The 10,164-nt window shown below is 47.5% G+C and carries 7 protein-coding genes and 1 pseudogene; 4 read left to right on the forward strand and 4 right to left on the reverse strand.

Annotated features, from left to right (window positions below):
• Both Q0340_RS06645 and pyk read right to left on the reverse strand, forming a co-directional pair.
• A pseudogene (locus tag Q0340_RS06645) lies at positions 1 to 183 on the reverse strand (aryl sulfotransferase); the annotation flags it as partial.
• A gap of 462 nt (positions 184 to 645) precedes the next feature.
• Complete coding sequence (gene pyk / locus Q0340_RS06650) at positions 646 to 2,115, reverse strand: pyruvate kinase (protein WP_298082655.1); 1,470 nt, start codon at positions 2,113 to 2,115, stop codon at positions 646 to 648.
• A 109-nt stretch (positions 2,116 to 2,224) separates the two neighbouring features.
• On the opposite strand from pyk, the gene Q0340_RS06655 reads away from it, so the two are divergent.
• Positions 2,225 to 2,392, forward strand: a complete 168-nt coding sequence (locus Q0340_RS06655; RefSeq protein ID WP_298082656.1) for a hypothetical protein — start codon at positions 2,225 to 2,227, stop codon at positions 2,390 to 2,392.
• Between the two features lie 34 nt (positions 2,393 to 2,426).
• On the opposite strand, the gene Q0340_RS06660 is transcribed toward Q0340_RS06655, so the two are convergent.
• Positions 2,427 to 3,773 carry an FAD-dependent oxidoreductase gene (locus tag Q0340_RS06660; RefSeq protein ID WP_298082657.1) on the reverse strand — a complete coding sequence of 449 codons (1,347 nt, stop codon included), beginning with the start codon at positions 3,771 to 3,773 and terminating at the stop codon, positions 2,427 to 2,429.
• A 121-nt stretch (positions 3,774 to 3,894) separates the two neighbouring features.
• Here Q0340_RS06660 and dctP point away from each other — a divergent pair, with 121 nt between their 5' ends.
• Entirely contained in the window at positions 3,895 to 5,079 is a 1,185-nt protein-coding gene (gene dctP / locus Q0340_RS06665) for a TRAP transporter substrate-binding protein DctP (protein ID WP_298082658.1), read from the forward strand.
• 1,067 nt (positions 5,080 to 6,146) lie between these two features.
• Here the strand turns inward: dctP and metK are convergent.
• Positions 6,147 to 7,346, reverse strand: a complete 1,200-nt coding sequence (metK, locus tag Q0340_RS06670) for a methionine adenosyltransferase (RefSeq protein WP_298082659.1) — start codon at positions 7,344 to 7,346, stop codon at positions 6,147 to 6,149.
• Between the two features lie 144 nt (positions 7,347 to 7,490).
• Between metK and sstT the strand changes: the two genes are divergently transcribed.
• Both sstT and Q0340_RS06680 read left to right on the forward strand, forming a co-directional pair.
• On the forward strand, positions 7,491 to 8,750 hold the full coding sequence (sstT, locus tag Q0340_RS06675) for a serine/threonine transporter SstT (protein ID WP_298082660.1): 1,260 nt from the start codon (positions 7,491 to 7,493) through the stop codon (positions 8,748 to 8,750).
• A gap of 110 nt (positions 8,751 to 8,860) precedes the next feature.
• On the forward strand, positions 8,861 to 10,164 hold a 1,304-nt coding region (locus tag Q0340_RS06680; RefSeq protein ID WP_298082661.1), incomplete at its 3' end, for a M3 family metallopeptidase.

Below are 10,164 nucleotides of genomic sequence, written 5' to 3' on the forward strand. Positions count from 1 at the left end.
ACGGTAACCTTCCAGCGCCTCTGCGCCCGAAAAAAAGGAAAAACTCGCGCCGAAAATCAAAAATAAAAGCGCGGGCAGGCAGCAAAACGTCGCGGCAATCGCGCTAAAAATCGCGGCAAATATCAGCCACAGACTGCTCGTGCTGAAGCGATTTTTGCCAGGATCTTCTCGCTTTTGTGCCAAGGTTTCTTGCGCGGGATTTTCTAGTTTGGTTTTCAAATTTTGCCTTTAAGTATAATCTTAATAATCTTGTCGCACCCTCGTCGGCTTTAGGCGTAGAATTTTATCTGCAAATTTTAAATTTAAATTTCACCTTTTTAAGCGTCGTATGCTAGTCATTTATCGCTGAATGCGGCTATAAACCGACCGCGGCATTGCGCAGTGTCACATAAAATGAATTTGCCAGTCCGCGGTGAGCCATGAAATCAAAGGCATAAATGTTCGCGCGCTCGTTCTTGATCTGCGTGAAATAAAAGCCACCGAAGCGCCACCAAAGTTTTAGCGGCTAAATCCTGCACCATCATCTCGCAATGGAATTAAATTTAGCAAATTCTATCACGACATAAACGCGACGTTGCTGCTCGTAATCTCGTAGCGAAATTAAATTCAGCTGCAGCCTCTGACTTTACTGCCTTTAGCTACGCTTTAAATTTTACTTTCAAAGCCCGTTTCTGCCGCGTCGCGGTAGAAATCGATCTGATCTTTTTTGATGATGCGGATGTAGTCGGTGCTGCCCGGATGTCCGCTTTGAAAGCCCGCCGTCATCACGTAGGTGCCGCCTTCTTCGATGAGCCCGCGCTGCAGAGCCTCGCTTATGATACGTGCGAGCAGCGAGTTGATGCTCGTTTTTTCCTTGACCATCGCTGGATTTACGCCCCACACGAGACTTAGCGCGTGCGCGGTCTGCTCGTCGTGTGCGATTGCGATGATGTCGATTTTGGCGCGGTTGCGTGCGAGTTTGATCGCCGAGCGCCCCGAGCCCGTGATCGAAAGTATCGCGCCCGCGCCCAGCCTTGCGGCAAGCGCTGCGGTGCTTGAAGTGATCATATCGGTCTCGTCGTAGAAATCGTAATCGTTAAATTTATCGTAAGGATAGATCTTTTCGGTCTCGCGGATCGTCTCGCTCATCGCGGCGACCACGGCCGCGGGATTTTTGCCGATGGCGCTTTCTTCGCTTAGCATCACGGCGTCGGTGCCGTCGAGCACGGCGTTTGCGACGTCGCTGATCTCGGCTCTGGTGGCGCGCTCGTGCTCGGTCATGCTAAGCATCATCTGCGTGGCGGTGATGACGGGCTTTGAGCGGGCGTTGGCTAACGCGATGATGCGCTTTTGGATGCGCGGGATCTCATAAAACGGCATCTCGATGCCCAGATCTCCGCGCGCGACCATTATGCCGTCGCTTGCCTCGATGATCTGCTCGATGTTTTCTACAGCGTCGAATTTCTCAATCTTGGCGTAAATTTTAGCTTTTGAGCCCAGCGAGTTTAAAATTTCGCGCACGCGCAGGATGTCATTTTGCGACTGCACGAAGGAGATGCCTACGAAATTTACGCCGTGCGCCGCGCCCCAGCGCAGATCTGCGAGGTCTTTTTGCGTGATAACGTCGATATTTAGGCGGGTATTTGGGAAGTTCACCCCCTTATTCGAGCTTAAAAAGCCGTCGTTTTCGAGCACCGCTCGCACGCCTTGCTCGCTTACCGCGACTACCTTGGCGCGGATCGAGCCGTCGTAGAGGTAGATGAACTCGCCCACCTTCATCAGCGGCAAAATTTCAGGGTGGTTGATACACAGCTCGTATTCGCCATCAGCGATCTTTTTGCCGATGATTTCGCGAGGAAGGAAGGTGATCTTATCGCCCGTTTTTAGTTTAAAATTTTCCTCGAGTTTGCCGACGCGGATCTTTGGGCCGCTGATGTCCTGAAAGACGCCTATTCGTACGCCCAGGCTCTTTTCTACGGCGCGGATTTTGTTTAAATTTGCCTCGTGATACTCGTGCGTGCCGTGGCTGAAGTTCATCCTAAAGGCGTTGCAGCCCGCCTTTACCATCGCGCTCATCATCTCTTCGCTGTCGCTTGCGGGTCCGATGGTCGCTAGGATTTTGGTTTTTTTAAGCATCTTTTCTCCTTTAAATTTAAAATTTATCGCCGCATTGGGCGAAATTTTACGCAAAATTTTGAAATTTCTAAATTTTAAAATTCGCTAGACGAAGGAATTTTAAAATTTTATGGTGCGCGAGAATTTTAGAATTCTACGGCATGGTGAAATTTTAAAATTTCATAGCTTGCAGTGCAGATTAAATTCTAAAAATTCGCGTTTGAATGAAATTTTAAAACTCTCTATATATGTGAAGCGCGAGCAAAATTCTAAAATCCTCACCGAAGTAAAATTTTAAAATTCTTGCCCGAGCGAAATTTAAAAATTCCTCTTTATCGCATCATTTCCGCGTCAAATTTTGCATCATCAAAGCTCACTCCCAAATATTCGCAGGCACTTTTTGCGTCGCGAAGTGCGTTGCCTAGGCAGCTCGTAGCACCTGGGCTTGGGGTCATATTAAAGATAATCCCTGGATTTTCGCCTATTCTAGCTTCGCCTAAAAGCAGCTTTTTTTGCGAGTGTGAGATTACTTGTGGGCGCACGCCGCCAAAGCCTTTGGCATAATAAATATCCTCCTCGCGGATGCTAGGTATGATCTTGCGCGCATTTTTGACGAAAAGCTTTTTGCCTAAAATCGGTATCTCAAAGCCTATATTGCGGATTAAGAAGTCCCTTACCTCGCTATCGCCAAAATTTTGCCAAATGACCTTAGCTACGTCCATGTCAAAATTTAATGATTGAAAAAATTCCGGCACCGAACGACAGCCCTTGTAGCGCTCGAGCTTCGGCATCGTAAGCGCGGTAGGGCCAAATCTCGTGCAGCCGCCTGCGAGCAAATCCGGATCGCCGTGAAGCGCGGCAAATGGAAGCTTTGGGTTTTGCATCATGTAAACCTTGCCATTTAGAAGCTTTTGCTTGGTTAGATAGAAGCTGCCCGCGATGCAAATCGTGCTAAGATCCTGCCCAAGCCCCATTTTGTGCGCGAGCCACAGCGAGTGGGCGCCCGCATCTACGACTACAAAATCAGCGCTTAGCGAGAGTCTATTTGCTGTGCGGATATAGAACTTATCGCCTACTTTAGTGATGTTTTGTACTTCGGTGTTGAGGTACAGATCGCAGGTTTTACCCTCCACGTTTTTAGCGTTTTGCACGAAGGAATTCGCCATCGCGCCGTAATCGATCGTCGTGTAAACTCCCGATTGCACGCCCATTGCTACGATATCCTCCGTTCTTTCCTCGCCGCGCCCATCAAAAACTAGCTTGGGCTCGATTTTTTTGAGCTCTTCCTTGTCGAAAAGCTGCAGATACGGATAAAGCTCTTTAAATTTCTCAAAGCGCTCTTTAATTAGCTCTACCTCACTTTCGCCCACGCCAAGAGCCATTTTCTGCCCCTGAAATAAAAATTTATTCTCATATCCGTGCTTTTGGCAATACTTCACGATCATATCCGCCTTGCGCTTGACTTCTGCTGCTTTTTGCAGGTCGTAGTTGGTCTCGATGTCGCCGCAATGAATCGTCTGGGAATTTGCGCTGGCTTTAGAATTTAGCGTCGCAAGCCCTTCGTATTTTTCAAGTAGAGCGATATTTTTGATCCCGCTAAATTCTGCCAATACATATGCTAGCGCGCTGCCCGTGATACTGCCGCCTATGATGATTACTTCGTAATGTTTTTCTTGCATGCCCTTTCCTTATCGAATTTGGCTGCAATTGTGCGAAAATTTCGCTTAAAAGCTAGTTATAAAAGCGTGAATTTAGATGATTTTATATAAAATTCGCACCATTTCATTTTGGGAGTAGTATATGAAAAAATCGATTCTTGTCGGATTAAGTTTGATTATAGCCACGTCGCTGTGGGGCGCGGATAAGAAAATTTATCGCCTTAAGCTAGCTCAGACTTACGAGCTTAGTATGCCTATCGTAGGCGATGTCGCCAAGCGTATGGCAGATCTTGCAGATAGTATGTCTGATGGCAAGCTGAAAATCAGTATCGACGCGCCTAGCAAGCATAAAGCACCTTTTGCGATCTATGATATGGTCAAAAACGGACAATACGATTTAGGCTATACTGCGAGCTACTATTATAAAGGCAAAAATAGCGCGAATATGCTGTTTACGACGGTGCCTTTTGGTATGACGAAAGACGAACAGCACGCTTGGTATTACTTCGGCGGGGGTAAGGAGCTAGCGGATAAATTCTATGCTAAAAGCAATCTAAAGGTCTTTAATATCCTAAATAGCGGCATGCAGATGGGCGGTTGGTTTAAAAAAGAGATTAATACGCTAGATGATTTAAAAGGGCTTAAATTTAGAATTCCAAGCTTTGGCGGGGAGGTTATGAGCCGCCTTGGCGTCGCAGTCGCTACGATACCGGTAGGTGAGCTATATATGGCGCTAGAGATGGGTACCATCGATGCGGTTGAGTGGGCAAGTCCTAGCTTTGATATACCTCTAGGCTTTCACAAGGTCGCAAATTACTATTATACGGGATGGCAAGAACCCGCTAGCGAGCAGCAGATAGTGATAAATCTACAAACTTGGCAGAAGCTTCCTAAGGACTTGCAAAATATCCTAGAGGCTTCGATCGCAAAGGCGCGCGAATACGCAGAAAACGAGACGTTTTATAAAAACGTAATAATTTGGGACGAGATCAAAAAGAAATATCCGAACGTTCAGATTCGCTCTTTTTCGCCTGAAATTATGCGTGCGCTTCGCAAGGCGACGGATGAAATTTTAGCCGAAGAAAGTGAGAAAAATCCCGATTTCAAAGAGATTTGGGAGAGCCAAAAGGCATTTTTAGCTAAAGCTAGAACGTGGACGAAGATGGGTGATTTTACATATATCGAAAAAACGGGCGACGTTGAAGCCGAGCAGAATTTCACTGCTTCGGTGAAAAAAATCTCTGTTCCTGAGCCCGTAAATAGCGCAGCCAGCGAGATAAATGCAAGCACTGCCGCACCAAAAAACGAGGATAATCAGACGAAATAGTGCTTCATTTTTTAGCTGCGTTTTTATGCCGCGCGGCTAAACTAAGCGCCAGATAAAGGTGTATGCGGCTTAAATTTGATCGGCAATTTTAGGCAATTTAGGCGAGGCGCGGGTGATTAAAATGCGGGCGATTTACTTATTGCAGCTGTGTAGCTCGGAGTATCTTTAAAATTTTAATTTATGAAAGCGGCGATGAAATTTTATCGCTGCTTTAGCATTTAAGTTAAGGCGCGCAATTCGCATCACTGCGTTTAAAGCCCAATTTAAAAGCCGCTCGGTTGCCGCCGCACAAGGCTAGAATTTTATCAAGCTACAAGCCCCTTCTATTTTTGCTTTATTCTTTTATCTTTTGCGTTATTTAAGCTCGATATTCCGCCGTGCTTGCTTGCGGGTGACATTGAGCGAGAGAGAATTCAATCTTGCTTTTTCATTTCGCGTAGTTAGCGGAGGAGCTTTGGCGAAGCGTGCCAATCTGAGATTTTAAATCAGTAGCGTTCATAAATTCTACATTTTAAAATTTCAGCGCTTTTATCTTGCAAATGCCACTTTTAAATAGAATTTGCTTTGGGTTTTTTGCTGTATAAAGCAGTGGACTTCAAATAAAATGGTAAAATTTTAAAATTTACACGCTTAAACATCACAAGTAAGGAGAATATAAAATTTTCTCATTCGGAGATTAAGTAAAAAGCGCGTTAGAAAAAATTTTATAGGTCAAATTTCATTTTAAGCGATTGCGAATTTAAAAGCTTGCGTGAAAATTTTTTTAAAGCCTGCTCTAGTTAGAATTTATCACTAAACTAGACGGGCTCAGCCTTGGAATTTCAGCGCGCCAATTTTAAAATTTTGCGCGAGCTGGGCTTAAAATTTTAAAATTCAATTCTACCTGCGAAAACTCTTAAATTTCACGGCTTAGAATTTTGATACAGAATTTTGCCGCAACGCTATTTCTTGGGATGCGATAAAACTACACGGCATGCAAAGCCGCGTAGAATATTGAGCTAGGCTCGCTGCTGCAAGCCTAGCGAATGTCGTAAGCTAAAAAGAGCGCTGCTGCAAAGCGTAAAATTTTATTTCAAAGCCTTAAAAAGCTCCACGCCGTCAAGCTGCTCCCACGGGTATTCGTCGTTTCCGACCTGTCCGCGTGCGGCGACGTCGGCGTAGAGAAAGCTTCCTTTGCCGGGGCGATCAAGGCCGAATTTATCGATGATCCAGCGCGGCGTGAGCGGGAATTTTTCAAGCACGAAAGCGGACAACTCATCGTCGCTCGCCGCGCCTAAATTCGTCCCCATGCAATCGACGCTGACGCTGACGGGCTTTGCGACGCCGATTGCGTAGCTGAGCTGGACGATGCATTTTTTCGCAAGCCCCGCCGCGACGATATTTTTGGCGATATAGCGCGCCGCATAAAGCCCGCTGCGATCGACCTTGGTGTAGTCTTTGCTGCTTTGAGCGCCGCCGCCGATTGGGCTGTAGCCGCCGAAGCTATCTACGATCAGTTTGCGCCCCGTTAGGCCGCTGTCGTGAAGCGAGCTGTGATTTACGTAGCGGCCGGTAGGATTGATGTAGATGATCGTTTTACTTTTGTCGTAAAGCTCCTTCGGAAGCCCCGCCGAATCGATCAAATTTCCGATCAGATCTCGGACGCGCTCGATACTCATGCTCTCGACGCAGGGCGCTGAAACCACGATCGTATGGATACTTTGCGGCTTGCACTCCTCAAAATTGCTCTTCGTGCCGTAATCGACGCTAACCTGCGTCTTAATATCTACGCCAAGCTCGTCGGGATGAGATTTTGCGTAGGCATAAACGTGATCGCAAAGAAGCCTCGCGTAGGTGATCGCCGCCGGCATAAAATTTTTCGTCTCGCAGCTTGCGAAGCCGAACATTATGCCCTGATCCCCCGCTCCGATCTCGCCGCCCTCTTGATCGACGCCTTGGTTGATGTCGGGGCTTTGCTGGTTTAAAAATACGTCCACTTGCAGATCCTGCGGATGCAGGCACTGCGCGCGCGTGAAGTAGGGATTGTTATTGTAGCCGATCTCGCTAAGCGCGCCCTTTACGATGTGGCGGTAATCGTCGTGGGTGAAATCGACCTTGGCGTTTACTTCGCCGCCGATTACTACGTGTTTGCCCGCGATGAAAACCTCCGCCGCGACGCGCCCGTTGGGGTCTTGCTTTAAAATTTCATCTACGATGCTGTCTGCGATGATATCGGCACACTTATCCGGATGTCCGGGGCTTACGACCTCGCTGGTAAATAGATACATATCTGCTCCTAATTAAAATTTCGGGGCATTTTATCTAACGAGGTTTTAAGATTAACTAAAAATTGCGAAATTTCGCCCAAATTTAAATGTGCTTAAATAAAATTTCGATATATTTCAAACGACGTTTTGATTGAAAGGTAAAAAATGAGTTCGATTCAAAAATTAGTAGCTAGCTACAAAGATAAAAATCTAGTTCTGCGCATAGTTACGGGTTTGATAATAGGTGCCATTTTGGGCTTTGCCGCACGTTCAGCGGCGGGCGATATTGCGGCAGAGCACACTTCGTTTTTAATAAACGTAGTAGCTTTTGCGGAAATTTTAGGAAATTTATTCGTAGGCGCCCTTAAAGCGGTAGCTCCGATTTTAGTTTTTATCTTGATTTTAAGCTCGATCGTAAATAAACAATACGGCAGCGCAAGCGGCTTAAAACGCGTGGTCGTCCTATATATCGTAGGCACCTTTTTAGCCTCGTGCGTGGGGGTGGCGGTTAGCTTTTTATTCCCCACAGAGCTTGCTCTAAGCAATGTCGGCGCGGCGGAAAATACCGCTCCTGCAAGCGTTTGGATCGTGCTAAAAGATCTACTTTTTAAGGTCGTAGATAATCCGCTAAACGCTATCGCGCACGGAAACTACGTAGGAATTTTAACCTGGGCGATAGGTCTTGGCGTCGCGCTTAAATTTTGCACTAATGAAACAAAGAAAATTTTTACCGATCTGAGCGAAGCGGTAACCAAAATCGTGCAGTTCGTAATCCAGCTCGCGCCGTTTGGAATTTTCGGCCTAGTAGCTTCTACTGTGTATCAAACCGGCGTCGATGCGCTGCTTGGATACGTGCGAATCGTAGTCGTGCTAGTAGGCGCGATGGCGTTCGTAGCCCTCGTGGTAAATCCGCTCATCGTCTTTGCGGTGATTAAGAAAAATCCATATCCGCTCGTATTTACCTGCCTGCGCGAAAGCGGCCTCACGGCGTTTTTCACCCGCAGCTCGGCGGCGAATATCCCGGTAAATTTAAATTTATGCAAAAAGCTAGGCATCAGCGACGAGCTAAGCTCGATCTCGATCCCTTTGGGAGCTACGATAAATATGGCGGGTGCTGCGGTGGTAATCGCGATCTTGGCGCTTGCTGCGGCTCATACGCTTGGCGTGCGCCCCGATTTTTGGACGGCGCTACTGCTTTGCGTGGTCTCGGCGGTCGGTGCGTGCGGCGCTAGCGGCGTGCCAGGCGGCTCATTGATGCTGATACCGCTTGCGTGCTCGCTCTTTAATATCTCAAACGATATCGCAATGCAGGTAGTCGCGATCGGCTTTATCATCGGCGTAATCCAAGACTCGGTAGAAACCGCGATCAATAGCTCCACGGACGTGATTTTTACGGCGATCGCGTCGCAAAGTATGCAAAAATAACTCACCTTAAAATTTACCGCGAATTCCGCTAGGGCGGCGGATCTCGCGGTTTTTAAAATTTTACTTATTCTTTTTTGATAAAATTATCCAAAAATTTTAAAAGGAAATCGATGAATTGGAATTTAGGCGAGCTGTTTGCAAACGAAGCGGAATTTAGCGGCGCGATAGATAGCGCGGCTGCGCAGGCTAGGGATTTTGAAGCTAAATTTAAAGATAAGCTGCACACTCTTAGCGCGGAGGAGTTTTTAGGCGCGCTTGAGCTTTATGAGGGCATCAGCGAGCAGATCGGCAAGATAATGAGCTTTGCGCATCTTAGATTCGCGCGAGATACGAGCCTTGGGGCGCAGCAGGCTAAGACGGAGCAGGCTTGCAACGACATTTCGCAGAACCTGCTTTTTTTCGAGCTCGAGTTTAACGAGCTTGACGCCGCAAAACAGGACGAGTTTATCGCAGGAAGCGGGAGATTCAGATATTATTTGAGCTTGCTTAAGCAGCGCAAGGCCCACCAGCTAAGCCTTCCGCAAGAAAGCGTGCTTTTAAAAACTTCGCCCGTAAGCGGCGAGGCGTTTTCGCGGCTTTTTGACGAGAGTATGGCGCGGATGAGCTTTGATTTTCGCGGGCGCAAGCTCGGCGAGGAGGAAATTTTAAGCCTGCTTCATAGCTCTGATCGCGAGGTACGAAAAGACGCCGCAGCTTCGCTAAGTGCGGTGCTAGAGCAAAACTCCCACCTGCTCGGCTACATCTACAATATGATCAAAACCGATCTTAAAATTCGCTGCGAGCTGCGCGGCTACGATAAAGCCGAGGCGGTGATGCACGAGGAAAATCAGATAAACATCGCAAGCGTCGATGCGCTGATCGCGGAGACGGAGCGAAGCTTCGCTCTGGTCGGCAAATTTTACGCCAAAAAGCGCGAAATTTTAGGCTACGACGCGCTGTATGATTACGACAGATATGCGCCGCTTGGCGGCGATGAGAACGAGTTTAGCTTCGAGCAGGCCAAGCAGATCGTGCTAGCGGCGTTTGAAAAATTTAGCCCGAAATTTAAGCAGATCGCGCTGATCGCGTTTGAGCAAAACTGGATCGACGCGATGCCCGCGCAAAATAAGCAAAGCGGCGCGTTTTCGCATTCGGGCTCGCGCGATACGCACCCTTTCGTGCTTTTAAATTTCACGCGCAAGCGCCGCGACGTATTTACCCTCGCGCACGAGCTGGGGCACGCGATACATCAGTATCTAAGCTACGGCGTGGGCTATTTTAACTCCTTCACGCCGCTAACGACGGCTGAGACTGCGTCGGTGTTTTGCGAGATGCTGGTGTTTGATTATATGCGCGAAAATTTTTCAAATTTAAACGGCTCGCAAAATTTAAAGAAGAACGCCTCGCAAGAGGCTCAGAGCGGTGAAATTCCAAA

This window comes from uncultured Campylobacter sp. (genome assembly GCF_938045595.1).
In the GTDB taxonomy this organism is placed as follows: domain Bacteria; phylum Campylobacterota; class Campylobacteria; order Campylobacterales; family Campylobacteraceae; genus Campylobacter_B.

Bases quoted from the DNA above. Each gene is read 5' to 3' on its own strand.
- Q0340_RS06655 (WP_298082656.1), top strand. From the start codon at position 2,225: ATGGTGCGCGAGAATTTTAGAATTCTACGGCATGGTGAAATTTTAAAA.
- pyk (WP_298082655.1), bottom strand. From the start codon at position 2,115: ATGCTTAAAAAAACCAAAATCCTAGCGACCATCGGACCCGCAAGCGAC.
- Q0340_RS06660 (WP_298082657.1), bottom strand. From the start codon at position 3,773: ATGCAAGAAAAACATTACGAAGTAATCATCATAGGCGGCAGTATCACG.
- sstT (WP_298082660.1), top strand. From the start codon at position 7,491: ATGAGTTCGATTCAAAAATTAGTAGCTAGCTACAAAGATAAAAATCTA.
- metK (WP_298082659.1), bottom strand. From the start codon at position 7,346: ATGTATCTATTTACCAGCGAGGTCGTAAGCCCCGGACATCCGGATAAG.
- dctP (WP_298082658.1), top strand. From the start codon at position 3,895: ATGAAAAAATCGATTCTTGTCGGATTAAGTTTGATTATAGCCACGTCG.